This is a genomic window from Pedobacter sp. MR22-3 (assembly GCF_026240075.1).
GTDB lineage: Bacteria > Bacteroidota > Bacteroidia > Sphingobacteriales > Sphingobacteriaceae > Pedobacter.
Window position 1 is genome coordinate 473,120 of record NZ_JAPIVF010000002.1, and the last position, 25,838, is coordinate 498,957.

At 39.7% G+C, this 25,838-nt stretch carries 21 protein-coding genes and 1 tRNA gene; 18 read left to right on the plus strand and 4 right to left on the minus strand.

The genetic code is table 11. The annotated features are described in order from the left end of the window. Positions 1-89 precede the first annotated feature (89 nt). From OQ267_RS05835 to OQ267_RS05870, 8 genes are all read left to right on the plus strand, one after another. Positions 90-965: an ROK family protein gene (locus OQ267_RS05835; RefSeq protein ID WP_088302004.1), complete on the plus strand. Its 876-nt coding sequence runs from the start codon at positions 90-92 to the stop codon at positions 963-965. 204 nt (positions 966-1,169) lie between these two features. After that, complete coding sequence (locus tag OQ267_RS05840) at positions 1,170-1,841, plus strand: basic secretory protein-like protein (protein ID WP_088302005.1); 672 nt, start codon at positions 1,170-1,172, stop codon at positions 1,839-1,841. Positions 1,842-1,867: 26 nt separating this feature from the next. After that, on the plus strand, positions 1,868-4,156 hold the full coding sequence (locus OQ267_RS05845) for a GH92 family glycosyl hydrolase (protein WP_265835199.1): 2,289 nt from the start codon (positions 1,868-1,870) through the stop codon (positions 4,154-4,156). Between the two features lie 260 nt (positions 4,157-4,416). Continuing rightward, positions 4,417-5,106, plus strand: a complete 690-nt coding sequence (rpiA, locus tag OQ267_RS05850; protein ID WP_088302007.1) for a ribose-5-phosphate isomerase RpiA — start codon at positions 4,417-4,419, stop codon at positions 5,104-5,106. Between the two features lie 147 nt (positions 5,107-5,253). Then, on the plus strand, positions 5,254-5,643 hold the full coding sequence (locus OQ267_RS05855; RefSeq protein WP_216359244.1) for a LiaF transmembrane domain-containing protein: 390 nt from the start codon (positions 5,254-5,256) through the stop codon (positions 5,641-5,643). Between the two features lie 917 nt (positions 5,644-6,560). After that, complete coding sequence (locus tag OQ267_RS05860) at positions 6,561-7,880, plus strand: DUF3887 domain-containing protein (protein WP_265835200.1); 1,320 nt, start codon at positions 6,561-6,563, stop codon at positions 7,878-7,880. 101 nt (positions 7,881-7,981) lie between these two features. After that, positions 7,982-10,588, plus strand: a complete 2,607-nt coding sequence (locus OQ267_RS05865; protein ID WP_265819789.1) for a PAS domain-containing protein — start codon at positions 7,982-7,984, stop codon at positions 10,586-10,588. Positions 10,589-10,685: 97 nt separating this feature from the next. Continuing rightward, positions 10,686-11,666, plus strand: a complete 981-nt coding sequence (locus OQ267_RS05870; protein ID WP_265835201.1) for a YihY/virulence factor BrkB family protein — start codon at positions 10,686-10,688, stop codon at positions 11,664-11,666. Between the two features lie 78 nt (positions 11,667-11,744). On the opposite strand, the gene OQ267_RS05875 is transcribed toward OQ267_RS05870, so the two are convergent. Together OQ267_RS05875 and OQ267_RS05880 are read right to left on the minus strand one after the other, a co-directional pair. Beyond that, the gene (locus OQ267_RS05875; RefSeq protein ID WP_265835202.1) at positions 11,745-12,167 is read right to left on the minus strand and encodes a secondary thiamine-phosphate synthase enzyme YjbQ; all 423 of its coding nucleotides are present in this window, start codon (positions 12,165-12,167) and stop codon (positions 11,745-11,747) included. A gap of 8 nt (positions 12,168-12,175) precedes the next feature. Continuing rightward, a complete protein-coding gene (locus OQ267_RS05880) occupies positions 12,176-13,492 on the minus strand; it encodes a M23 family metallopeptidase (RefSeq protein WP_265835203.1) in 1,317 nt (438 codons plus the stop codon). A 730-nt stretch (positions 13,493-14,222) separates the two neighbouring features. Between OQ267_RS05880 and OQ267_RS05885 the strand changes: the two genes are divergently transcribed. From OQ267_RS05885 to OQ267_RS05895, 3 genes are all read left to right on the plus strand, one after another. Continuing rightward, on the plus strand, positions 14,223-15,068 hold the full coding sequence (locus OQ267_RS05885) for an XAC2610-related protein (RefSeq protein WP_265835204.1): 846 nt from the start codon (positions 14,223-14,225) through the stop codon (positions 15,066-15,068). Between the two features lie 442 nt (positions 15,069-15,510). After that, positions 15,511-16,350, plus strand: a complete 840-nt coding sequence (gene kduI, locus OQ267_RS05890) for a 5-dehydro-4-deoxy-D-glucuronate isomerase (protein WP_265835205.1) — start codon at positions 15,511-15,513, stop codon at positions 16,348-16,350. Positions 16,351-16,422: 72 nt separating this feature from the next. Continuing rightward, positions 16,423-17,190 carry an SDR family NAD(P)-dependent oxidoreductase gene (locus OQ267_RS05895; RefSeq protein ID WP_265819783.1) on the plus strand — a complete coding sequence of 256 codons (768 nt, stop codon included), beginning with the start codon at positions 16,423-16,425 and terminating at the stop codon, positions 17,188-17,190. A 162-nt stretch (positions 17,191-17,352) separates the two neighbouring features. Here OQ267_RS05895 and OQ267_RS05900 read toward each other — a convergent pair whose 3' ends face one another. Continuing rightward, positions 17,353-17,982, minus strand: a complete 630-nt coding sequence (locus OQ267_RS05900) for a carbonic anhydrase (RefSeq protein ID WP_088299233.1) — start codon at positions 17,980-17,982, stop codon at positions 17,353-17,355. Positions 17,983-18,309: 327 nt separating this feature from the next. Next, complete coding sequence (locus tag OQ267_RS05905; RefSeq protein WP_265819782.1) at positions 18,310-18,924, minus strand: hypothetical protein; 615 nt, start codon at positions 18,922-18,924, stop codon at positions 18,310-18,312. A gap of 570 nt (positions 18,925-19,494) precedes the next feature. Between OQ267_RS05905 and OQ267_RS05910 the strand changes: the two genes are divergently transcribed. From OQ267_RS05910 to OQ267_RS05940, 7 genes are all read left to right on the plus strand, one after another. Then, positions 19,495-20,190 (plus strand): HAD family hydrolase, encoded by a 696-nt coding sequence (locus tag OQ267_RS05910; protein WP_265835206.1) that lies wholly within the window; start codon positions 19,495-19,497, stop codon positions 20,188-20,190. Between the two features lie 141 nt (positions 20,191-20,331). Beyond that, positions 20,332-20,547, plus strand: coding sequence for a hypothetical protein (locus tag OQ267_RS05915; protein WP_088299236.1), 216 nt, complete (start codon positions 20,332-20,334; stop codon positions 20,545-20,547). Between the two features lie 46 nt (positions 20,548-20,593). Further along, positions 20,594-20,670 (plus strand) — tRNA-Ala (locus OQ267_RS05920). A 391-nt stretch (positions 20,671-21,061) separates the two neighbouring features. Continuing rightward, positions 21,062-21,622: a TetR/AcrR family transcriptional regulator gene (locus OQ267_RS05925; RefSeq protein ID WP_265835207.1), complete on the plus strand. Its 561-nt coding sequence runs from the start codon at positions 21,062-21,064 to the stop codon at positions 21,620-21,622. A 1-nt stretch (position 21,623) separates the two neighbouring features. After that, positions 21,624-22,619 (plus strand): alpha/beta fold hydrolase, encoded by a 996-nt coding sequence (locus OQ267_RS05930; protein WP_265835208.1) that lies wholly within the window; start codon positions 21,624-21,626, stop codon positions 22,617-22,619. Positions 22,620-23,064: 445 nt separating this feature from the next. After that, positions 23,065-24,726 (plus strand): alpha-L-fucosidase, encoded by a 1,662-nt coding sequence (locus OQ267_RS05935; protein WP_265835209.1) that lies wholly within the window; start codon positions 23,065-23,067, stop codon positions 24,724-24,726. Positions 24,727-24,957: 231 nt separating this feature from the next. Further along, entirely contained in the window at positions 24,958-25,827 is an 870-nt protein-coding gene (locus tag OQ267_RS05940; protein ID WP_265835210.1) for a helix-turn-helix domain-containing protein, read from the plus strand. The last annotated feature ends 11 nt before the right edge of the window (positions 25,828-25,838 follow it).

Consider the following 25,838-nt stretch of genomic DNA (forward strand, 5'->3'; position numbering starts at 1 on the left):
TGCTTTTATAAAAAATCTATATTTTTCATTTGGTAAAACGTTTAACGTCTGGTAAAATAATGAACAAATAAAATAGAAATACATAAATAATGGAAAAGCCTGTAGCACTGGGTGTAGATATCGGCGGCTCGCATATTACAGCCGCATTGGTAAATTTAGAAACAAGAAGCCTGATTGATGATTCAATCAAACGTAGCCCTGTAAATTCTCAGGAGAGTAAAGAAGATATCTTATCCGCCTGGTGTGAGGTTATTAATCAATCATTTGAAAACATTAAAAACGGTCATCGGAACATTGGGATCGCGATGCCTGGCCCGTTTGATTACCAGGAAGGTATATCGCTCATCAAAGATCAGGATAAATTTAAATCACTTTACAAAGTCAATGTAAAACAGGAGCTGGCCAGTCGACTTAATATTCCGCTTGAAAACATTCACTTCATTAACGATGCCGCCGGATTTTTGCAAGGTGAAGTTTTTGCAGGTGCGGCAAAAGGAAATGCCAATGTTTTGGGCTTAACCCTGGGAACGGGTTTAGGGTCATCATTGAGTTTAAAAACCAGGGCAATAGATGCCGATTTATGGAATGCCCCGTTTTTGGATGGCATTGCCGAAGATTACCTGTCTACCCGCTGGTTTGTCAAACGGTATCAGCAATTGAGTGGAAAAACACTGGCAGGTGTAAAAGAACTGGTGGAGATTGTAGAAGAGGATCATTTGGCCACCCGTGTATTTATGGAGTTTGGCTATAACCTGGCGCAATTTCTGATTCCTATTATCAATGAACATAAGATAGATGCCGTCATTATTGGTGGAAATATATCACAAGCTTTTCCTGCTTTTGCACCTGAATTGATTGCTGCCTTAAAGGGTAACGATATTGATGCCAGTATTAAAGTGTCAGAACTGAAAGAACATGCCACTTTAATTGGAGCCGCCAGTTGTTGCGATGGGCGTGTAATGTAAATCACCGGATATTTATAAATGGGTGGAAAATTTCCATCCATTCATTAATGGAGATAAGGATTAAATTACAGCTTAAATATCATTCACAAAATTTTTAATAATGTAATTAACGGCCTGAAAAAAATTGGATGATTTGCTAAAACGTTTTAAATATATTGCAAACTTGTATTATCATCAAATGATTAAAACTGAAAATAAAATTAAATGAAAAAAATATCCTTTTTAATTTCATTGCCCATTATGGCCCTATTGCCTTTATCAAAGCTTTCGGCCCAGGAAACCATTAAAAAAAATGGTTACACGCTATCCTTTGAAAGTAATGACGATGCGCTCGATCCAAAACTGAAGAAAAGATTAATAGAAACCTTTTTTGTGGTATATCCAAAGCTGGCGAAGGAGTATAATCCAAATACGTTGAAATCAGTTCAGTTTTTTGTAGATACTGCTTATAAAGGTGTGGCGGCAACGACTAATGGTAAAGTAACTTACAGCTCGATCTGGATGAACAAGCACCCTGAAGATATTGATGTAGTTACGCATGAAGTAATGCATATTGTTCAGGATTATGGTAACAGTGTTGGGCCAGGTTGGCTTACAGAAGGCATTGCAGATTATGCACGCTTTAAGTTTGGTGTAGATCATGCAGGTGCAAAATGGACCTTACCGGCTTTAAAACCTGAACACAGTTATCAGAACAGTTACAGAATTACCGCCCGGTTTTTTGCCTGGATAGAAAAAAAGGTAAAGGCAGGTACCATCAAAGCAGTTGATGCATCTTTAAGAGATCATACTTATCAGCCAGAAATCTGGACTACATTAACAGGCAAAGATTTGGATGCACTTTGGGCAGATTACGTAAAAAATCCTGAACTTTAATTATAGACATAAACCGATATACACGAATGAAAAAACTATTTATTGCCTTCCTCAGCTTTGCTGCCTCAGCAAGTTTTGCACAAACGGTGGGCAAAATTACTGACCCTGTAGACTGGATCAATCCTTTAATGGGGACACAATCAAAACCCAGCTTATCAAACGGCAATACCTATCCAGCCATTGGCCTGCCTTGGGGCATGAACATGTGGACCCCACAAACTGGTAAAATGGGTGATGGTTGGGCCTATACTTACGATGCGGATAAAATCCGCGGTTTTAAACAAACCCATCAGCCATCTCCATGGATGAATGATTATGCCGCGTTTTCCATCATGCCGGTAACGGGTAAACTTAGATTCGCCGAAGATGACCGTGCCAGCTGGTTCAGCCATAAGGCAGAAGTTTCAAAGCCTTATTATTACAGTGTTTATCTTGCTGATGCTGATGTAACCACTGAAATTACACCCACCGAAAGAGCAGCACAGTTCAGATTTACCTTTCCTGAAACAGATAGTTCTTATGTGGTGGTAGATGCTTTAAACAAAGGGTCGTACATTAAAATTATCCCGGCTGAACGTAAAATTATCGGCTATACTACGAAATATGCCCGCGGACCACTTCCTAAAAACTTTAAAAACTACTTCGTGATCTACTTTAATAAAGATTTCAAGCTGGCTAAAACCTGGAGTGGCAACAAGCTTAAAGATGAAGAACTCGAACTGGAAAGTGATCATAGTGGTGCCATCATTGGTTTTAAAACCACAAAAGGTGAGCAGGTAACCGCTAAAGTGGCTTCATCATTTATCAGTTTCGAACAGGCAGATCTCAATTTAAAAAGAGAATTGGCCAATGATGGTTTCGATGCTACGAAAGCAAAAGGCAGAGCTATCTGGAATAAAACCTTGAATAAAATTGCAGTAGAGGGCGGAACGATCGATCAAACCCGCACTTTCTATTCTTGCTTATACCGTACGCTGTTTTTTCCGAATAAATTATACGAAATAGATGCGAACAACAAAGTGGTACACTGGAGCCCATATAATGGCCAGACTTTACCGGGTTATATGTTTGCAGGAACGGGCTTCTGGGATACCTTCCGTGCTCTATATCCATTCTTAAACCTCGTATATCCCTCCATTAACAAAGAAATGCAGGAAGGCCTCATCAACGATTATAAAGAAGGCGGCTGGTTGCCGGAATGGAGTAGCCCGGGTTACGCCAATATCATGGTAGGAAATAATTCTGCATCTGTGGTTGCTGACGCCTATATCAAAGGTTTGCGTGGCTATGATATCCAAACCTTATGGGATGCTTTAAAACATGGTGCAAACAATGAAGGCCCGATAGAGGCAGTTGGCCGTGATGGCGTAAAGTATTACAACGAGTTGGGTTATGTGCCTTTCGATGTAAAGAAAAATGAAAATGCCGCAAAGACATTAGAATACGCATACGATGATTTTACCATTTATCAGTTAGGAAGAGCTTTAGGCAAACCGGCATCAGAGATTGATATTTATAAGAAAAGAGCCATGAACTACAAAAACCTTTTCGATCCGGCTTCCGGCTTAATGAGGGGTAAAAATAAAGATGGCAGTTTCCAAACGCCGTTTAGTCCGTTTAAATGGGGTGGTGCTTTTACCGAAGGAAACAGCTGGCATTACACCTGGTCGGTATTTCAGGATATAGATGGCTTAGCTAAATTAATGGGCGGTCATGAGAAATTCGTAACCAAGCTGGATTCTGTTTTCTCAATGCCTCCGGTATTTGATGAAAGTGCCTATGGTGGCGTGATTCATGAAATCCGTGAAATGCAGATTGCAAATATGGGTCAGTATGCACATGGAAACCAGCCTATCCAGCACATGATCTATCTGTATAACTATGGTGGTGCACCTTATAAAACGCAGTATTGGGTCAGGGAAACCATGAACAGGATGTATAAAGCAACACCGGACGGCTATTGCGGTGATGAAGATAACGGACAAACTTCTGCATGGTATGTTTTCTCTGCCATGGGGTTTTATCCCGTAACGCCGGCTACAGATCAATATGTGTTGGGTGCGCCTTTGTTTAAGAAAGTAACCGTAACCCTGGATAATGGCAAAACAGTAACGATTAATGCGGCTGATAACAGTGACAGCAATCGTTATGTACAATCGTTGCAGATGAACGGTAAACCTTATTCAAAAAACTGGATCAGCCATAGCGGCTTACAAAAAGGTGCGGTATTGAATTTCAATATGACTTCAACTCCGAATAAAGTGAGGGGATCTAAACCGGTTGATTTCCCTTATTCACTCTCGACAGAGAAATAAAAAACCTTCGACAAAAAGAAATGGGGATTCCACAATTGCAGAATCCCCATCATCTAAATTAACGCTCTCAGTTATATAAACGTTATTAAAAGGAATTATTGCATGCGTGCAATAATTTTTTTGTTTTGGGTCTCTGAACTTTTATCAGCTTATCATTTTGTTACTGGGTTTACCTATAAATTGATCATTATTACACCAAACGAAGCGATCACAAATAACAACCAGCAAAAACGCTCGACAAATTTTCTTAGTTTTACCTTATGGGAATCATCGATCAACATCACCAGAATGCAGAGAAACTTGCTGCGGCAAAAACGGCCGTTAAACTGGTTAAAAATGGAGATATTGTGGGGTTGGGAACCGGAACTACCGCAACATTTGCCATAAAGGAATTGGGCAGGCTGGTAGGCGAGGGGCTGAACATCAAAGCCGTGGCCAGTTCCATTCGTACAGAAGAACTTGCGAAATCGCTGGGCATTGAAATTTTAAATTTAGGCGAAATCTCCTCCGTGGATATCAGTATTGATGGTGCAGATGAATTTACAGAATCTTTAGATTTAATAAAAGGCGGCGGCGGTGCCTTATTCAGGGAAAAAATCATGGCCTCATTAAGTAAAAAGGCCATTATCGTAACTGATTCCTCTAAAAAAGTAAAAAAACTGGGTGCATTCACTTTGCCAATCGAGGTCATTCCATTTGCCTATCAATATGTTTTCGATCAGATTGCAAAACTGAATGGTAGCGGTAAAAAAAGAACTATAGCTAACCAAGATTATATCACTGACAACGGAAACCTGATTATTGATGCCGACTTTGGTTTAATTGATGATCCACGAGCTTTATCAGATGCCTTAAATAAAATAGATGGTTTATTGGCTCATGGATTGTTTATTGATTTAACGGCAGAGGTAGTGATGAGTGACAGGTCGGAAATTATTGTTTTTAAGTAAATTCACCGAAATAGTGCCCGGCGAAAAAAACAGAAATGTTTTAACCGGCAAATTTATTTAACTCACCGACGAATTAAAGTTGTTAAGGGAAAAGCCATTCTCCCGCCTTCATTTTCATGATACATTTGAATATAAATCAAAACGATCATGGAAAACTTCACTAAAAACAATCACGACAATAAACAATTTGGCTTAGGTATTTTACTCTTGGTAATCGGTTCAATCTTTGTGCTGAGAAACACCGGGTTGGATATTCCACATTGGATTTTAAGCTGGCATACTGTCATGCTGGGCGTTGGTTTATGGTTGGGCTATCGTCGAAACTTTGAAAGCGGCAGCTGGCTGGCGCTTACCATCATCGGTGGGATTTTTACTTTAAAAGATATCTCGGTATTCGACTTTGATTTATCCAGAATCAGTGCTGCGTTAATCTTAATTGTACTCGGTTTATACGTAATCCTGAAACCGAATAAGACTAAGAAATTTGATCATTATTTTCAAAACCCATCTTCAAAGAAAGAAGAAATTAAATTTTAAAATTCATCACTCCATCATATCTGTAAAAAAGGGACATTTTAGTAATTGTCCCTTTTTCGTAAAAGCCCTATTGGTTGGTGTCTCACCGACCATCAATAATTATCTTCTAAAACCATAGCGTTAGTCAGTATGATTTTTTGGTTGGTGAGATGGGAACAGATAGATTTAAATGTCCCTATTGGTTGGTGTCTCACCGACCATCAATAGTTATCTTCTAAAACCATAGCGTTAGTCAGTATAATTTTTTCGGTTGATGAGACAGCAACAGATAGATTTAAATGTCCCTATTGGTTGGTGTCTCACCGACCATCAATAATTATCTTCTAAAACCATAGTGTTAATCAGTATGATTTTTTCAGTTGTTAAGATAGCAACCGATAGATTTATGGTGCGACAAAAGGAAATTAATTTTAAAATTCATCACTATCCTATTTTTTCAGACTAAAAAAATCCTCTTAAAAAAAGAAACGGGGATTCCACCATTAAGGCAGTATCCCCGTCATCTAAATTAACGCTCTCACATACATAAACGCTGAGATATCGAAATATTGTGCTCAGGCATATTTTTATTTAAAAAAATAATGACTGCTGCTGTTTATAGGCTAGTTGATAACGTGCAAACCACTGGTAACAGTAATCATTCCGCATCTTTTAAAGATTTCCGTAGCAGCAGGTAGCAAAACTTTGCGAAATCCTTTTGATCTGTGAAATAAACCTTTTGCTGACAGGCTCATCGTTACACATCAGCCAGTTGATGACGGTGAAGGATGCCAGGATATGCTGAAAGAGAAACGACAACATGTTATTCTTACTCTGCTAAATGTTAAAAAAAGTTAAAACTAAATAGATAGTTGATTCAGCGGCTTTTGAGTGGTAAATATTATTAACTTTGAATATCTACAATTCCAAGACCAGACATGAAAAAAAATATTTTAATGATCATCGCACTTTTGTTTACTACAAGTGCATTTTCACAAAATGTCATTCAACTATTTAATGGCGCAAATGATTTCTTTAAGTTATTACAGGAAGAAAAATTTGCCGATGCGCATGCCATTTTTGATGACACCCTGAAAAGCAAACTTACCGAAGAAGGATTAAAAAAGTTATGGTTAGATATGGGAACCAAATTCGGAAAGGCAGAATCATTCGATGCGATTCAAAGTAAGGCACAGGGTGAATTTTTTGCCGTAACTGTTGAAGGTAAATTCAGTAACGGAGATCAGAATTTTATTTTAGGTTTCAATAAAGCACAAAAAATTGTGGGCATTTTTCTGGCTCCGCCTAAAACAGCATCGGCTTATTTAAAACCCACCTATGCTGATACGAGTCACTATAGCGAAAAATCAGTTTATATTGGTGCAGCCGGAAAGCAACTGGCTGCCATCATTACCACACCTAAAGATATGAAGAATTTTCCGATGGTGGTTTTTGTGCATGGTTCGGGGCCAAGCGATATGGATGAAACGATCGGTGCAAACAAACCTTTTAAAGATCTGGCCACAGGTTTAGCTTCCAAAGGAATCGGCTCGGTACGCTATGTGAAAAGAACGCTGGTATACCCCAATGAATTTGCAAATGTTTATACCGTAAAGGATGAAGTATTGGATGATGCTGCGGCTGCTATTGCCATGGCCAAAACCATTACAGGGGCAAATATAAAGCAGGTATACGTATTCGGACATAGCTTGGGTGGTATGTTAGCACCGAGAATTGCAACTAGCACACCAGATCTGGCCGGCATCATTCTGGCGGCGGCTCCGGCAAGAAAGCTAACGGATATCATTATCGAACAGAATAAATACATGTTTAATCTTTCTAAAGATACCACAGCAGAGAATAAAGCGCAACTGAATGAGGCTGTTAAACAGATCAATAAAAGCAGAATCTCACAATTAGGTACAAGCATCAAACCAGATTCCATAATATTGGGTATACCGGCAAAATACTGGGCCGATTTAAATGCCTATGATCAGGTTAATGCAGCGAAAGGATTAAATAAACAAAGAATTTATATCCTTCAGGGCGGAAATGATTTCCAGGTAAGTAAAACTGATTATGACCTCTGGAATGCGGCATTGGGAAAAAAGAAAAATGTTCAGCTTAAATATTATCCTGAACTTAACCACTTGCTAAGTGTACAAGCCGAAAAAGGCAGCTCTGCACAATACCAGATCCCAAAAAATGTTTCAGAAGTGTTGGTTAATGATATTGCCACGTGGATTAAAAGTAAATAAACATGAAATATTCTCTAAAGCTTTGATTTAATCAAGGCTTTTTTGTTGCTTTTATTTCTGATTAAATAGTATTTCTTATCTTTAATGAACAAAACTATTTAATGGTAACGCTATTTTCTGAGCAGGAGAGATATAAGTCTCTGGTAGAGGCATCACCGATGCCAACAGCCCTATATATTGGAGTGGATATGATCATAGGAGCTGCAAACCAGGCCATGCTCGATTTGTGGGGTAAATCAGCCTCAATTATCGGATTAAAACTCATGGAAGCACTTCCTGAACTGGAAGGACAACCATTTTTTCAGATATTAAGTCAGGTTTTTCAAAGCGGGGAAACTTATCATACCAAAGAATCTCCTGCAGATCTGGAGGTAAATGGTGTATTACAAACTTTCTATTTTACTTTTACCTATAAACCCATCAGAAATGATCTGGGGGAAGTTTTTGCCATTATTAATACCGCCGCGCATCTTACCGAGCTGGTAGAAGCAAAAAAGCAAATTATTGAAACACAGCAACGTTTATCTTTTGCATTGCTATCGGCTGAAATTGGCACATGGGATTTTGATCCCATTAACAACAAAGTAAACTGGGATGATAAATGCAGGACCCTTTTTGGATTTGGTAAAGAGGGCGAGGTTAAATATGAAGAAGTATTGTCCTGTATCCATCCTCAGGATGAGAAGATGGTTCGTGAGGCCGTATCTAAGGCTATTCATCAGGTCAATGACGGGCAATATGATATTAAATACCGCACCATCAATGAAGAAGATCGCCAGATCAGATGGGTTCACTGTAAAGGAAAAGCTTATTTTAATGAAAACGATATTGCTTACCGCTTTGCAGGTATCGTACAGGATATCACAGATGAAGTAAAATCCAGGCAAAGGGAACATCAGATGTTAACGCTGGTCAATCATAATGCCGACCACATGACTATTGCCGATTTAGATGGCAGACTGATTTACATGAATGAAGCCTCCAGGAAAATGCTGGGCGTAGCGCTGGATGCAGACGTCAGTAAATTCAGTGCCGGTGATTTTTATACTCCTGAAGAATTGGCACGTGTACAGAACCACATTATCAATGAGATTGATGCAGTACGGGGATGGACAGGCCATATCACCCTGGTTAACTATCAAACCAGGGAAAGTATTCCCTGTATGGTTAGCTATTTATTGATCAAAGATCTGGAAACAGGTGAGATTATCGGAAGGGGAGCCACCGCCAGGGATTTAAGGCCGGAAATCAGGGTAAAGGCAGATCTTCAGAAACTGGCAGCCATCATCGGCAGCAGCGAAGATTTTTGTAATTACTGCGACATAGATGGCCGTACCCGCTATATCAATCCATCAGGTATTGCCCTTATCGGCATTGATAAGGACCAATTGCTAAACACCAATCTTTTTGATTACCATAGCGAGGCATCAAATCACAAGATTAAAAAGGAAATCCTTCCCGTGCTTTTTGCTGAAGGAAAATGGTCTGGAGAACTTGAATTAATCCATCAGGTAACCAGAGAAATTATCCCCATTCATAAACAGTTTTATATGATCAGGGAAGAATTTACCAATATGCCGGTGGCAATAGCAGCCATCGCCAGAGATTTACGTCCGGAACTAAACATCCGGAAAATTCTGGCTGATAAAAATGCAGCCTTGCAAAATGCAGTGGAAGAACTGGAGTTCTTAGCCAATAGTGTACCGCCCGTAGTTTGGTCTAGTAAGCCAGACGGCTACCTGGATTATATCAATAAACGATGGTTTGACCAAACCGGTAAAGGCGATGATGAAACACTGGGCAGCCGCTGGGCAGAGAATGTACATCCTGATGATGTTCCTGATGCCATTAAAACCTGGAAAGCCTCTTTAGAAACAGGTAATCCGTATGAAATTGAATTTCGCTGCCTGGATAAATACGGAACCTACCGCTGGTACCTGGTCAGGGCAATTCCACTTAAAGATGCTGAAGGAAATATCATCAAATGGTATGGTACCAACACAGATATTCATCACCAAAAGGAACTGGAAAAGCAAAAAGATGACTTTTTAGGTATTGCCAGTCATGAATTAAAAACACCTGTTACCAGTCTTAAAGCCTATGCACAGGTACTGGAAGCTATGTTTAAGCGTTCCGGTGATTTTAAAAATGCGGATCTTCTGGCCAGGATGAATAAACAGGTAGACCGTTTAAGCAGTTTGATCAGCGATTTGCTTGATGTCACTAAAATGAATTCCGGAAGGCTGCAGTTTAACCCAACGGAATTTGATTTCAATGAGATGGTTGAGGAGGTGATTGAAGATGTTCAGCGGACTTCCTTTAATCACGCTATTCGGGCAGACCTGGGGTTCAGAAGGAATATTATCGGTGATCGTGATCGCATTTGCCAGGTGGTAACCAATCTGTTAACCAATGCCATCAAGTATTCTCCTGGTGCCAGTGAAGTGGTGATTTATACGCATGATCTGGAAGATCGTGTTCAGGTTTCGGTAAGAGATTATGGAATTGGCATCAGCCCCGAATTAAAAGATCATGTTTTTGAACAGTTTTACAGGGTGAGCGGGGAAAAGCAACATACTTTTCCGGGTTTGGGTTTAGGACTGTATATTTCATCAGAAATTATTAAAAGACTGGGCGGCAAAATATGGGTTGACTCCATAGAGGGCAAGGGTTCTGTTTTTAGTTTCTCCATCCCGTTAAGTGATTAAAAGTTGATGACTTTTGATGTTCATTCTTATAAAGTTTAAACAATTCTGCCGGCAGAACAGTTAGAATAGGTATATATTTATTCTATCCGATCTATTTATGGCAAAGAACAAAATCACTATCAGGGGAATATGGAGCGTGTTAAAAGCCGCTTTTACAGGTTTTGGAGACCATAAGGTTACGAAATTAAGTGGTTCACTGGCTTATTATACTGTGTTTTCGATGGCGCCGCTTCTGGTGGTTATTATTTCTTTATGTGGTATTTTTTTAGGAAGAGAAATAGCCGAAGGCCAGGTATATGCGCAACTGGAGGGCTTTTTAGGTCGAGAGTCTGCAGCATCCTTGCAGGAGCTGATTAAAAATGCTTACCTGGATGGCAAAAGTACCATTGCCCTGATTATTGGTATTGTTACTTTACTGATTGGATCAACTACTATTTTTGGCGACATTCAGGATTCGATTAACACCATCTGGGGCATCAAACCTAAACCTAAAAGAGGGTGGGTGAAAATGCTGCAGAACAGGTTTCTGTCTTTCTCTGTGATCATTAGTTTAGGTTTTGTTCTATTGGTTTCTTTAGCCGTAACTTCCCTTTTAGATATATTTAGCGCCAGGTTGCAGGCCCGTTTTGCAGATATTTCTTATTATGTATTCTATGTCATTAACCAGGTAGTAACTTTATCTGTTATCTCCTTAATTTTTGGGGTGATTTTTAAAGTATTGCCAGATGCGATTATTAAATGGCGGGATGTAATTGCCGGAGCAGTGGTTACCGCCATCTTGTTTATGATTGGAAAGTTCGCCATCTCCCTTTATATCGGACAAAGTGATGTGGGTGGAACCTATGGTGCCACAGGATCGTTGGTTGTCGTGTTGATGTGGACATATTATTCCTCTATCATTTTATATTTCGGAGCCGAATTTACCAAAGCTTATGCCATTGCCTACGGATCAGAAATTTATCCTTCACACTATGCGGTAACGCTGAAGGAGGTAGAGGTTGAAACCGGCCATGTTTCTATCCAGGATAATCATCCTGAGCTTGTTGAAGAAGTGAAGCAGCATGCATCGGAAAAATAATCCTTTCACATAAGCACACTTAAAATGTTCCGGTGATGGAGATTTGATTTGAGAGGCAGGCCTTTACGCTATCGCGTATTATTCTCCCCAGGCGGTGATGATCAGTTGCCTGGGACCGCCATGATTGCGGTGTTCACCTAAATATATCCCTTGCCAGGTGCCAAGTGCCAGCCTTCCGTTCCGGATAGGAATGGTAACGGAACTGCCCAGTAAAGCTGATTTTAAATGTGCGGGCATGTCATCAGCACCTTCATAATCATGTTCATAAGCCGGATCATTTTCCATTACTGTTTTGTTAAAAAACATTTCAAAATCTACCCTTACCGTGGGATCGGCGTTTTCGTTAATGGTTAATGAAGCAGAGGTATGTTGGATGAATATCTGGCAAATACCGGCCTTTATCAAACTGATTTCTTTCATCGAATTTTCTATTTCATCCGTGATGAGGTGAAAGCCTCTTTTTCTTGCGCGCAATGAAAGCGCATGCTGATATATTTTCATATTCAAAATTACTTAACAATCCAACCCAAAGGCACTTGATCTTCACTGATGAATTGATAATTTCCAAAATTGCCTAAAACGTTTACCAATTGTCCGGCTGCCAGTGTCTTTTTTACAGCGGCTGCACTATCCGGCTGGTCGTAAACCATTTGTTGGGCCAAATTAACTTTAATTTTTTTTAAGGGTTTGTTTATTTTGCTTAATGCCGCACTTGGTACAAATCCGGTTTTGCCATCAGGTAATTCAGCTTTATAGAAATGGCCGGTTGCCGATTGAATATTCAGAAGAGTAGCCGCATCCAGGTTTTCTGCAAGGGCAGCCGGAGAAGGCGCACGGTAAAATTTCACCGCTTTCGAAGTTCTTAAGTTTTCATTCAGACTGTTAAGGGGAGCAATAATTTTTTGAGGTGTTTTCGTTACCGGATCAATAAAGGGCAAAGGATTCGTAGCTCCGTCAGAAGCATATATCCCAAAATGGAGGTGCGTGGGGGTATTTCTGGCGTTTCCTGTATTGCCCATCAAACCAATGGTGTCACCTGTTTTTACTTCCTGGCCTTGCATGGCGATCTGTTCATCCAAATGTGCATAGTATAGCGTATAATCTTTACCTTTTGGTCTCAGCCAAACCACTTTTCCACCCAGGTTATTTTCATTTACCCGGGTGATGGTACCTTCGGCAATGGCTAAAACCGGACTTCGAAAAGTGCCGAAAATATCAACTCCCTCATGTTTCCGGGCATTATTGTCTCGTCCGTCGCCCCAGAAACTTCCAATGTTTTTGCTTTTTGATTGCGTAGGAAAAGCCAGTGAAGGGCCTGAGGTGATTTCTAAAGTATACTGAACGCTTTGCAGCAGTTCAGGCTGTAATCTGATCAGGTAATTTCCTGAAGCCTCAATGTCGTATTGGATGGGGTTATTCAGCGTATCTGCAGATGCCACCATCCTGATTTTTCCATCTGCCGGTAAATGCCAGAGATCAAGGTAGAGCATGGCAGCATTTGTCGGTTTTTTAGTGATGGAGATGTTTATCTTTTGTCCTTTCGTGGCCGTGAATTTGTAAGCGGCGGCAGGTGTTCTGTCCGAAGCAAAATAACCGGTTTCCAGATAAGGAATATTGATATTCAATGCCTTTTCCATACTTAAAGAGGCAGTTTTGATCCAGGCTGATCCCATGGCGGTTTTGTTTAAACCTGAAGTTTCGAGTTTTCTGAGATACTGTTCATGCGGGCTGGCGGCTTTAAACAAATTCACCGTCCCTGATTTACAGGACAGGATCATGGAGGTAAGTAAAATAAAAGGAAGTATTCTATCAAGTAATCTATTCATCTGGATGGATTATAGTTGAATAACAAATGTGATGTACACAAGTTTGCTTTCATGATAGGTCTTATTTCTTTAAGCCTTAAAGATGTAACCCTCATGCGGTGGGAGTGGGATAAGCAGGCAATAGATTAAAAGCAGCAATTATTATAGTTTTATCACCACAGCAATAACCAATGCATCATCATTGGTCTGATACTGGTTAATTTTAAGAATACCAGTGTGCTCGCTTCCTAAATACCATTTGTAGTGTGTTTTGTTACCTTTTAGGTAAGCAAAGGGTTAACAAAGGGTAGGCCAGGGGTTAACAAAGGGTAAGCCAGGGGTTAACCAAGGGTAAGCAAAGGGTAAGCAAAGGGTTAACAAGGGGTAAACGAAGGGTAAACAAAAGGTAAGCAAAAGGTTAATACATCTGCACCAAAGGATAAACAGTTAGGAGATTGATGTTTATCCAACATATCCCTGTAAATAGCATTAAATATCATCCATCGATAATCGTTTCATCAAATCTTAAGCAACGTCTAACAGCTGTTACCCCGGCTGCTGCAAATTGCAATTACTTGTTTTAATGATGTAAAAGATTGATTAATTTGAATTAAGTTTAAATGGAAAATATAACGAATAAAATAAGGAGGAAGGCACCATTTCACGGAAGATGAAATTTAATCGTGGTGTATAGTGAGTGTGCTCAGGAATTATAAGATGCCTGCAAATGGTAAACTAAAGAAATATTGAAATGAAAATAGTAACAAAACTGATCCTGCTCTTATCTGTATTTTTGGGCAATAGAAGCCTGGCACAGCCCTACACCTTGCAATCAGTTGGTTTAAGTAAACCCTTTTCCTTAAGTATTTATTTTGGAGATGGAGGCAAAGGTGCTTTTGTTAAATACCAGGGCCAAACTCATATTATCGCCTTGCGCATTAAAAGTTATCACGTTGATAAAAGCGGTAGAAGCGACGGGCAGCCAGATGTGGAAACATTAGTGTGGGATGAGCTGATTGACGGAAAGATAAATGGCCGTTATGGCCTTACACAAACCATAAATGGTATTGATAACATCTGGTATCTGCGCAACAAGGATAACAAAAGATTTAAGTTACAAAATATGGAACATAAGGGTGACCATAATGATGATCAATACCTTTTACATGGTGCATTAATTCGTTTTAACCATTTTGATAACAATAAGTTAAATATTCAATATCCCGACGGTAAACGATTTAATGCTGCGCTGCCTGATTTCGATTCGCCAAATGCAGCCCGGCAAAGCACCATTGCCGATTATAATTTTGATGGTTATGACGATTTGGCATTCTCTATTCCCGATGCCGGTATGGGGGTGTACCGCATGTTTAGCATATGGTTATATAACCCTGTATCAAAGCGTTTTGATCAGTTGTCTGAACCCGATTATGGGAAAGCCGGTTGCAGTTGCCTGTGCGATGTTACCCTTGATCAGAAGCGGAAATTATTCCTTACCTCTTGTCGCGGCGGCGCCAAATGGTGGCAGGATCAATATCGTTTTACAGCCAATAATAGGTTGGTTTGGGTTCGGTCTGCAGCGCAACATCAGAATTAACCAGAAGAAATAAAAGTACCGGAAACCGATAAAAAAGCCAGTTAGAAAATTTGTTTACGAGTTTCTATTTAAACATCAGACGGGAAATTGTGGTGTCAAAAGGTTGAAGGAATACGAAAGCCTGGCTTACACCATTTGGGCTTTCTGAGGTGTCATCAATCGTATTTAATCAATTCAGGTACGTAAAAAATACGATCGAGAAGGTTATTTACAAACGGAGCATAAAGAAAATATACGCGTTTCCAGCAGAAAAAAAGAAGAGGTGCTGCAGTATCCGGAAAATATCGCTCAAACTGATGATTCCATGAACATAGCTGCACACTGACGTATTCGTCTTTTAACAAAAACAATTTGACTATTAATTCCTTTAATCAGGATCGGTTAAATATATTTGTGGAGAAGATTGATCTTTCAATTTTAACCACACCTCAAATTTTAACCAATGAATACATTCGAAAGCCGTTACGCCCAGAGCCCGAAAGAAGTTAAACAAATGGATACCGCAGCATTGCGGGAAAATTTTCTAATCGAAAGCATTTTTGAGGCTAACCAGGTTAATTTAACCTTATCACATTTTGACCGGTACATTGTTGGCGGTGCCATGCCTGTTCATCAGAAACTGGATTTGCCAAATCCTGACGATCTAAAAGCCAGTTACTTTTTAGAACGCAGGGAACTGGGCATGATCAATGTTGGCGGTAAGGCCATTGTCACCGCTGATGGCGTTCAATTTGAACTTGGATATAAAGAGGCCCTGTATATCGGGAAAGGAACAAAGGTTGTTTCGTTTGAATCGGCAGATGCTGCTGAACCAGGTAAACTATACCTCAATTCTGCACCTGCTCATCATACTTATCCAACAAAGAAAGTCAGCAAGGCCGAAGCAGAAATAGTTGAACTGGGCACTCCTGAAACAGCTAATCACCGCATTATCAATAAACTTTTGGTGAACAGTGTATTGCCCACCTGCCAGTTGCAGATGGGAATGACTGAGTTAAAGTCAGGCAGTGTCTGGAATACCATGCCTGCCCATACCCATGACAGAAGAATGGAAGCCTATTTCTATTTTGAGGTTCCGCAGGGACAGAGTGTTTGCCATTTTATGGGGCAGCCTCAGGAAACGCGTCATATCTGGATGCAGAATGATCAGGCGGTAATTTCGCCCAACTGGTCCATCCATTCCGGAGCCGGAACCAGCAACTATACCTTTATCTGGGGAATGGCTGGTGAAAACCTGGATTATGGTGATATGGACCACTGTGCCATCACTGAATTAAAATAATTTCGAAAGAATGGTATGGGGAATCCTGGATTTAGTGCTGCAGATCCCGAAATCATGATAACTAAACAAAAAATGTTAGCTAACGTATTTAATTTGGCAGGTAAAACTGCATTGGTAACGGGTTGTAAAAGAGGAATCGGCATGGCCATGGCGGTCGCCCTGGCAGAGGCCGGAGCAGATATCATTGGTGTTTCGGCCAGTCTGGAACTGGAAGGAAGTTCAATTGAGCAGGAAGTTGTAAAACTGGGAAGAAAGTTTTATGCTTATCAATGTGATTTTGGTAAACGTGAATCTACCCTGGCTTTTGTAGCAAAAGTTAAAGCAGAACATCCGCAAATTGACATACTGGTAAATAATGCTGGCACAATTCTGCGTAAGCCAATTGCCGAGCACCCGGATGAGATGTGGGATGAGGTAATTGCCGTAAACCAAGATGCACCTTTTATTTTAACAAGAGAAATCGGGCGTGACATGGTGGCAAGGGGAAGTGGCAAGATCATTTTTACCGCTTCACTGTTATCATTTCAGGGTGGAATTACGGTTCCGGGTTACGCTGCCAGTAAGGGTGCGATTGCCTCCTTAACCAAGGCTTTTGCAAATGAATGGGCATCTAAGGGGGTAAACGTAAATGCCATAGCCCCGGGTTATGTAGCAACCGATAATACTTCAGCTTTGCGCGAAGACCAGGAAAGAAGTACTGCTATTTTATCTCGTATTCCCGCAGGAAGGTGGGGGACACCAGAAGATTTTAAAGGCCCAACCTTGTTTCTGGCCTCAAATGCAAGTGATTACGTTCATGGTACCATATTAACTGTTGATGGCGGCTGGATGGGAAGGTAGTTTGGAGTCCAAAGTTTTGAGTTCGGAGTCTAAAGTCTTTAAACAACGCTATCTATAAATTAAAACCGGTGTCTGAAGCTGGCGTATTAAACATCCATATCCTTCAGGCACCGGTTTTTTATTAAATAAAATTTTTATAGCCAATTACGGCTGACTATATGATTAAGGATAAAGGTTGTAAATTTCCTTAATATCTTTCAGGATACTGTCGAAATCTATTTTCAGATCAATTAAACGGCCGGTATGGATATCAAATACCCAACCTTGTACGGTTAAACCTCTTTTTGTAATGGCTTCCTGTACAGCGGCTGTTTTAAGTAAGTTCACACATTGTTCCTGTACATTTAGTTCCACCAATCTATTGTAGCGGGCGGATTCATCTTCAATTGCATTTAATTCATCACGGTGCGTACGGTAAACATCGCGGATGTTTCTGAGCCATGGATTTAAAATCCCCATATCTGCAGGTTGCATGGCAGCCTTAACCCCGCCACAATTGTAATGGCCACAAACGATGATGTGCTGCACTTTTAAATGACGGACCGCATAATTCAGGACGGTCATCACACTTAAATCTACGTTGTTGACCAGGTTGGCAATATTTCGGTGTATAAAAGCCTGTCCAGGTTGTATACCCATTAAATCTTCGGCAGTAACGCGACTATCAGAACATCCAATGTATAAAAACTCAGGTGTCTGGCCTTTTGCTAATTCTGTAAAATAATCCGGATTATTAGCCAGTTTCCGGCCGATCCATTCCTCGTTATTTTTAAAAACTTGTTCTACATTCATATGCTTACTTTAAATTTATAGTTGTATTATCGTTAAGATAAAGGATATACTATCTGCGCCAAAAATAAAAAAAGATACCCTTTCCACAATTAAATTCCAAATGTTACAGAAAATATGTGGCATTAAATCAATCACCGGCAAAACATTTATTCAGCGATGAATGATCAGCGTATTTATCTGTTTTTTAACAAACGGTCAAATAAAATGTTTGTTGTTATTTCCTTTTTGCTAAAATTAATGCCTCAACATAAGGTTAAAAAGCAACGACAATAAATGACAGTTTACAAGAAAGTCTGGTTAGAAAATGTTTATAGTGACGATAATAAATTAAAGGCGTGTTTTCACGAGGGGGATCTTCAGCACATTTTCTTCTGCTACGTTAGAAAGTTCTTCCAATGAATACAGATTAGCCATACACTCTGCCACTGCGTTTTTATCTGTATACCAGGTATCATCATTGGTGAAATGACAGATTCCTTTACCCATTTCCGTTACAATGCTTCCAAATAAAGAAGCCAGGTGATGTTCAAATAAGTTTCCAGGATAATATTTAATAGAAAAAACCTTATTATAGCCTTTAAGTTGTGCTTCTACCTCGGCACTGATTTTAATCGGTTTATAAACCTTGGTTTTCTTTTTGCCCAATAATTTATTGATGAAACTTTGTTTAACCACCTTTTGGCGGACGTTTTTTCTTTTAAATTCAGCCAGTTCAAAGGGCTTAAAAGATGTGCTAAACTGTGCTTTCAGATCGCTGTTGTTCAGAATTTCAATACTTGGTTTCGTCCACCTGAAAATCAAAGACAAAATACTTCTTGGATTATTAAATGTAAATGACGGTTCCAGGCTTAATACATGTTCATGTTGATTTAAGCGTTCTATAATTTCAGGAATCAGTTTGTCCGTTAGAGAATTTGTATATACGTTTATGTGAGCACTCATAAATTTTTTATTACATCAACAAAAAAACTGTTTTAAAGCACAGGTTTATTAATTAATTGGAACTGCCATTGAAATGGCCGGGCAGGTATTTTGAAAATCAGGTTAGAAATTAATATTTTTAACATATTGAGCCGTTGGTTTAAAGGTTGCAAATATATTCTTAATATTGGTGTTTTTTTTAAGATAAACGCATGAATTAATGAAAACGTTACACAAGTATCTCTATTAGTTTTAAAAGTCAGCATGTCAGTTGTTTAATTTTTATTAACTGTTTCTTCAGCCCCCCTTTAAACTAATTTTTTGCAGTTTTATGGTCATTTTTTTTTGCAAAAAGGCTTTTGATGTGGATGAAACTTATTATCAGGATGCCACAGGCATAGAAAGCGGGTGATTTCTTTTTCACGCCGGAGTCGCGCGTTCTCCACTAACAAATATTCCAGCGTATATCATTTTCGAAAAGGATGTCCCGGTACTGGTTTGAATCATTCATGCAGATCGCGCAGGCAGGCAAATATGCTTGATGCGATCATGATGTTTTTTACCTTTGTCACGCAAAATTTAAGCAGAATTATGGATAATCAAATTTCGGTGATTGCCTTTGATGCCGATGATACCCTTTGGGTAAATGAACCTTATTTCCGTGAGGCGGAAGCGCAGTTTGCTTCGCTGTTAGCAGATTTTATGCCCGTAAAAAGCATTGTTGCGGCTTTGTATGAAACTGAAATCCTGAATCTGCCTTTATATGGTTATGGCATCAAAGGCTTTATGTTAAGTATGATTGAAGCTACCTTACGCATTACGGAAGGAAAAGCGGATCCCTTGGTGATCCAAAAGGTGATTGAGTTAGGGCAGTCCATGCTGAATAAGCCAGTGGAACTGCTTGAGGGAGTGGAAGAGGTGCTGAAAGCCCTGCATGGAAAATTCAGATTGGTAGTGGCAACAAAAGGCGATTTACTGGATCAGCAGCGAAAACTAACGAAATCTGGTCTGGATCATTATTTTCACCACATTGAAGTGATGAGTGACAAGCAGGAAAAAGATTATCAGAAGTTAATCAGGCACCTGGATTGTCAACCGGAAGCGTTTCTGATGATTGGTAATTCACTGAAATCTGATGTTTTACCGGTTTTAGCCATTGGTGGGAATGCCATTCACATTCCATTTCATACCACTTGGGTGCATGAACATATTGATCATACCATTGAACACCCTAATTTTTATCAGATGGAGAGTTTATCGGAGGTTCTATTAAAATTGCGGATATGAAATAAGATTGGATGGCGGGATCATTTTCTGGCAGCATTCATGTTTGATCATTGGTTCCTGCTGATCAGAAACGACCGAATAAGAACGTGAGTTAATTACAATATAATGCTGACTTAACATGAACCTTCTATTTTAGGTTTAATGTTTCTTATCGTCATTTCCATTCCAATATATACCTTAGCTATTGTAGCCATGTTTTACATGGACACCTTTTTTAAAGCGCTGATGTTTTTGGTGTTGTTGCTGGCGGTTACTTTTATTCTTTTTCTGTTTATCGATTATCCTTTACCTTCGGCACTAAGTGTGCTGTCGATGATGTTGCTGAAGCGTTTAAAAAGAATTTTAATAATAAATTAATTTATCATTTGCTTTAGCTAAACTAATTGCTATTTTTGCACCATAAGGGGGATTAGCTCATTTGGCTAGAGCGCTTCGCTGGCAGTGAAGAGGTGATCGGTTCGAATCCGATATTCTCCACCAATAATTCCAAGTCGTTGAAAACAATGACTTGGAATTTTTTTTGCTTCGTCACTTTGATGAAAGTCTGCCACTAAAGGCCTCGGGAATTTAAAGTTCGCCCTGTGCGGCAAGGCGAAAAAATCAAATTCTGCTAAAGAAAATCAAGAAAATGTTCGTTTTTTGAGCTTTTCTATTTGTCGTAACTGGTGCATAATTTTACCCTTTTAAATTCCAGCTCCAAAGAATCAATTTTTTTTGCTAACAGGATTCATCTATAAATTATTCTTAGCCCCTAAATTGCTTTCTGCACAGCTTAGTTGATGCAAACACAATCTTCATCCATAACTTTTTTATAAGAAATAAATTTTAAAAAAATGTCTCTTATGTGTGACATTTGTCTTATGTTTGCGCCATGAAAAGTACAAAGGATAAAATTGTTGATGCTGCCGTTTTCTGCTTAAACAAGAATGAAAAAGCAAGCATTGATGAGATTGCAAATCATCTTGGATTAAATAGAAGAACAATCCATAGGTATTTTAAAGATCGAAGTACTTTAATCCAATGTTGTCAGGAGAAAATGATGACCACATGTAATTTAGCCATGAATCAAGCCTATGATAGCAGTAATGAAGCTTTGAAACAGATTGAGAACATGTTTTACGCGGCGTTAACAATTGGTACAGAATACTCTTTTGTTAAAAAGCTATTTGATCGTAGCGGATATGCTGATGTAGTTGGTACTGAAGTGGAAGTTTATGACAATGTCAAAGAAAAATGGTTTAAGCTAATTCTAGCGTTACAAGAAAAACAGATCATCAAAAGCACGATCCCACTCCCGTGGATTTACGATCTTTTTGGAGGTATGATAGACATTGCCATAGCAGCACAAACGAGCGGAGACGTAGCAGTAAATGATATTAAGATGCTTTCCTGGACTGCTTTTAAAGGCAGTATTGGTATAAATAATTCATGAAATGAAAAAAAGAAATAAGCTTACAACAGTATTGCTTTTAATATTAATCCTAACGAGCATCAGAAGCATTGCACAAAACAAAAAATCTATGAATTCAAAATTGACACTACCACAAAAGGAACAATATGATGATGAATATCTTGTAAGCCTATTGCCTGGGTTCACTAATCAATACCAGGATATAGGGGGACTTAAACTCCATTATGTACAAGGTGGTGAAGGTTCACCATTGATACTGCTTGCCGGCTGGCCGCAGAATTGGTGGAGCTTTCACAAAATCATGCCGATGCTGGCAAAGCATCATAAAGTAATTGTTGTTGATTATAGCGGCATGGGGTCTTCAAGCAAACCAAGCGAAGGCTATAGTAAGAAAGCAATGGCTGGAGATATCGCATCGCTAATAAAAAAATTAGGACTTGATAAAGTAAGTATTGCAGGCCATGACATCGGGGCCAACATTGCCATCAGTTTTGCCGGCCACTTTCCCCATCAAACTGACAAATTAATTGTGCTGGACACCCCACACCCCGAAGAAGATCTTTATAAACTGCCTATGATGCCAATCGGGATGCCTGTGCATCCTTGGTGGGTGGCCTTCAACCAGGTAAAGGAATTACCGGAGTTGTTATTAGAAGGGCGCTATCATATTGTACAGAATTGGATCTTCGATAAAATGCTGGTTGACAAAGAAAGTATAAATGATTTTGACAGGAAGGTTTATGCAAAAGCTTACGAATCCAAAGAAGCAATTAAGGGATCTAATGGTTGGTATCAGGCATTTCCGGAAGATATTCAGGATATTAAACAAATGAAGATGATAGCGGCACCGTGTTTAGGAATTGGAAGTAGCGCCGGACTCACAATGCTGAAGGCATCCTTGCCAAATTATATTGAAAATCTACAATTAAAGGAGATTAAGGATAGTGGCCACTTCATTCAGGAAGAGCGGCCTGAAGAGGTGGGAAGTTCAATACTGGAATTTTTGAAATCTAAATAATTCTTATACGGTATGGTACGACATAAATTTTGTGTATGAACACTTAAGTTTGCCGTTCGTTTGTGGTAATTAATGATTAAAAATAAAGAGAGAAAGAGGTTAACTTGATTTATAGCTGCTATCTGTTATGTTTTGCGTTTAGTGAGAATGATCTTAAAAAAACCGGATAAAAAGATTTGGATTTTACTTTAAAGGGACTTTATTTAGATCCGGAGCAACCCCCCGGAATTCTACTATGTGATCTATTTTAATCCGAACATGAAAAACGCTATCTTACTTGAATTGCATGCTTTGCTTGGGAATGTTGTCTCTGCTGCTTATTGAATGCTTTAGGGAAGCTAAACAGCGAAAAGTCGGATCAGTACAATAATTTGTCGCACTGATACAAAAACTATAGGCAGGGAGGTCTGTATATTTGTTTTTAATCTTTTTAGCCAAATATTTTATGAAGAGACGAACATTGCTCAGGTACATTGCTGCCGGTATCCCCGGACTTTATCTCACACAGGTTGCTAAAGCATCATTGCTCCAACATATGATAGGTAAGCCGAATACTGGTTTGCCGAAGGGCACCTTTCAGCCTACCTGGGAATCCTTAAAAAATTACCAGACGCCCGAGTGGTTTCGTGATGCCAAATTTGGGATGTGGGCACACTGGGGGCCTCAATGTCAGCCAGAGGCAGGCGACTGGTACGCCAGGCATATGTATATGGAAGGTTCCGGTCAGTATAAGTTTCACCTCAAAAAATATGGACATCCCTCTAAATTTGGGTTTAAAGATGTGATCAATACCTGGAAAGCAGAAAAATGGGATCCCCAGGCCATTGTAGATCTTTATCACCGCACAGGGGCGAAATATTTTATGGCTTTGGCGAACCACCATGATAACCTGGATTTATATGACAGTTCTTACCAGAAAAACTGGAATTCGACCAAAATAGGCCCTAAAAAAGATATTGTTAAAGGTTGGTCTGATGCAGCCCGCAAAAGAGGATTACACTTTGGTGTAAGTGTGCATGCCGCACATGCCTGGAGTTGGTTTGAAACAGCACAACGCTCGGATAAATCCGGGCCACTGGCAGGTGTTCCATATGACGGGAAGCTCACAAAAACTCAGGGTAAAGGCCAATGGTGGGAGGGGCTTGACCCTCAGGAACTGTATGCCCAGAACCATGCCTTAAGTGAAAACAGTTTAGATGATGGCATGATTCACCGCCAGTGGAACTGGGGGAATGGGGTAAGCATCCCCGATCAAAAATATATTGAAAATTTTTATAAACGGACCATTGAGCTGATTGATAAGTACGGGCCAGACATGATCTATTTTGACGATTCGCAGCTTCCCTTATGGCCAATCAGTGATGCAGGACTGGAGATCGCATCTCATTTCTACAATAAAAGTATAAATGAAAAAGGAAGCCTTCAGGCGGTAATCACAGGCAAGATTCTGGATGTTGAACAGCGAAAGGCCATGGTGTGGGATATTGAACGAGGTCAAAGCAATGCTATTGAGCCATTACCATGGCAAACGGATACCTGTATCGGCGACTGGCATTATAACCGCGAAGTTTATGATCAGAACAGGTATAAAACCCCACAGTCAGTTATACATACACTTATTGATGTCGTCAGTAAAAATGGAAATCTGATGTTAAATATACCTTTAAGGGGGGATGGCACCATGGATGAGCTGGAAGCTAAAATTGTGGAAGAGATTGGCCAGTGGATGCGGGAGAATGGTGAAAGTATTTATAAAACCCGCCCCTGGAAGATTTTTGGCGAAGGTCCGGCACAACAGGCTGCTGCTGCACTAACGGCACAAGGTTTTAATGAAGGCAAGGGGAAATCTTTTACGGTGGAAGATGTAAGGTTTGCCACAAAAGGTGATGTTTTATTTGCAACCATCATGTCTGTGCCGCAAAAAGACGTCATATTCATCAAAAGCCTGGCAGAGAATAGTCCGTATTACAGACAAAAAATTAATAAAGTGGAGTTGGTTGCAACAGGTGCACCCTTGCCGTTTTCACGTACCGCAGATGGCTTGAAGGTAACCTTTCCGGCGCACAGCAAATTGCCATCTTTTGCCGTCCCCATAAAAATCAGTTAATTCATCACGGCTCCATATCACAATTTATTTGAGATGAGAACGGCCGGATTTTTTCCGGCCGTTTTTTATACGATGATGAGCCGTCTTAATCCATATAATGAAATCTCTTTTTGAACTAATGGATAATTAATGATCAGAATGTTTTGATGCATTGACTGCATTTGATATATTCATTGCACGCTACATCGTATCCCCTAAGAAACGTCAGGAAGATTTAGTATGCTGTTATCCATGAAATTTATAAAAAACCATTTTCATCTTTTAAATGCTGATGCCGTAAGGTTAGGACACAGCTGGAATTTTATCAATGTCATCAGCCCTTACTACAGGCTTTATTACATTGAAGATGGAACAGGTTATATCAATAGTCCAGCCGGACGTACGCCACTTGCAGCAGGTCATCTGTATCTCATTCCTAGTTTTACCCTCTGTGATTTGCATTGCGAGGATTATTTGTCGCAATATTTTGTTCAGTTTTTTGAAGAGTCACCAGATGGCATTTCCTTATTCGGACATTGCAGGGAGGTTTTAAGTGTAGCTGCATCTGCCATTGATGTAGGTAACTTTAAAAGGCTGCTTGAGATTAACCCCGGAAGAGGAATCAACCGTTCTGATAATCCAAAAGTATATGAAAAAGATGTTTATTATAAGGAGTATACGAAACTGAATGAGCTTCAAACAGCTGCCACACAATTTGAAACCCAGGGCATTATTTTGCAGCTGTTATCCAGGTTTATGAAGTCAGAAAGATTTGGGATCTCCAATCAGGAGGCTATACCTTCTGCAATTCTCGCGGCAATCAGTTATATACAGATTAATATCGCAAAGCCCCTTAAAGTCAGTCAACTGGCTTCGGATGCAAATCTCAATACAGATTATTTCTCCCGAATCTTTCATCGGTATTCAGGTAAAAGTCCGGTCAATTTTATACTGGAAAAGCGTATTGAAAGGGCACAATATCTGATTATGACCACCAATATACAATATGGAGAGATTGCCAGATTAACTGGTTTTGAAAATCAGCAATATTTCTCCAGGATATTCAGAAAAATCACCGGACTTAGTCCGAAAGCATACCGGAACCAAAACCCGGGATATTAAATACTGTTTAA

Excerpts from the sequence above, each read along its gene's own strand:
- OQ267_RS05885 (WP_265835204.1), top strand. The coding sequence starts at position 14,223 with ATGAAAATAGTAACAAAACTGATCCTGCTCTTATCTGTATTTTTGGGC.
- kduI (WP_265835205.1), top strand. The coding sequence starts at position 15,511 with ATGAATACATTCGAAAGCCGTTACGCCCAGAGCCCGAAAGAAGTTAAA.
- OQ267_RS05855 (WP_216359244.1), top strand. The coding sequence starts at position 5,254 with ATGGAAAACTTCACTAAAAACAATCACGACAATAAACAATTTGGCTTA.
- OQ267_RS05840 (WP_088302005.1), top strand. The coding sequence starts at position 1,170 with ATGAAAAAAATATCCTTTTTAATTTCATTGCCCATTATGGCCCTATTG.
- OQ267_RS05845 (WP_265835199.1), top strand. The coding sequence starts at position 1,868 with ATGAAAAAACTATTTATTGCCTTCCTCAGCTTTGCTGCCTCAGCAAGT.
- OQ267_RS05925 (WP_265835207.1), top strand. The coding sequence starts at position 21,062 with ATGAAAAGTACAAAGGATAAAATTGTTGATGCTGCCGTTTTCTGCTTA.
- OQ267_RS05935 (WP_265835209.1), top strand. The coding sequence starts at position 23,065 with ATGAAGAGACGAACATTGCTCAGGTACATTGCTGCCGGTATCCCCGGA.
- OQ267_RS05905 (WP_265819782.1), bottom strand. The coding sequence starts at position 18,924 with ATGAGTGCTCACATAAACGTATATACAAATTCTCTAACGGACAAACTG.
- OQ267_RS05915 (WP_088299236.1), top strand. The coding sequence starts at position 20,332 with ATGTTTCTTATCGTCATTTCCATTCCAATATATACCTTAGCTATTGTA.
- OQ267_RS05870 (WP_265835201.1), top strand. The coding sequence starts at position 10,686 with ATGGCAAAGAACAAAATCACTATCAGGGGAATATGGAGCGTGTTAAAA.
- OQ267_RS05835 (WP_088302004.1), top strand. The coding sequence starts at position 90 with ATGGAAAAGCCTGTAGCACTGGGTGTAGATATCGGCGGCTCGCATATT.
- rpiA (WP_088302007.1), top strand. The coding sequence starts at position 4,417 with ATGGGAATCATCGATCAACATCACCAGAATGCAGAGAAACTTGCTGCG.
- OQ267_RS05910 (WP_265835206.1), top strand. The coding sequence starts at position 19,495 with ATGGATAATCAAATTTCGGTGATTGCCTTTGATGCCGATGATACCCTT.
- OQ267_RS05930 (WP_265835208.1), top strand. The coding sequence starts at position 21,624 with ATGAAAAAAAGAAATAAGCTTACAACAGTATTGCTTTTAATATTAATC.
- OQ267_RS05865 (WP_265819789.1), top strand. The coding sequence starts at position 7,982 with ATGGTAACGCTATTTTCTGAGCAGGAGAGATATAAGTCTCTGGTAGAG.
- OQ267_RS05895 (WP_265819783.1), top strand. The coding sequence starts at position 16,423 with ATGTTAGCTAACGTATTTAATTTGGCAGGTAAAACTGCATTGGTAACG.
- OQ267_RS05940 (WP_265835210.1), top strand. The coding sequence starts at position 24,958 with ATGAAATTTATAAAAAACCATTTTCATCTTTTAAATGCTGATGCCGTA.
- OQ267_RS05900 (WP_088299233.1), bottom strand. The coding sequence starts at position 17,982 with ATGAATGTAGAACAAGTTTTTAAAAATAACGAGGAATGGATCGGCCGG.
- OQ267_RS05880 (WP_265835203.1), bottom strand. The coding sequence starts at position 13,492 with ATGAATAGATTACTTGATAGAATACTTCCTTTTATTTTACTTACCTCC.
- OQ267_RS05875 (WP_265835202.1), bottom strand. The coding sequence starts at position 12,167 with ATGAAAATATATCAGCATGCGCTTTCATTGCGCGCAAGAAAAAGAGGC.
- OQ267_RS05860 (WP_265835200.1), top strand. The coding sequence starts at position 6,561 with ATGAAAAAAAATATTTTAATGATCATCGCACTTTTGTTTACTACAAGT.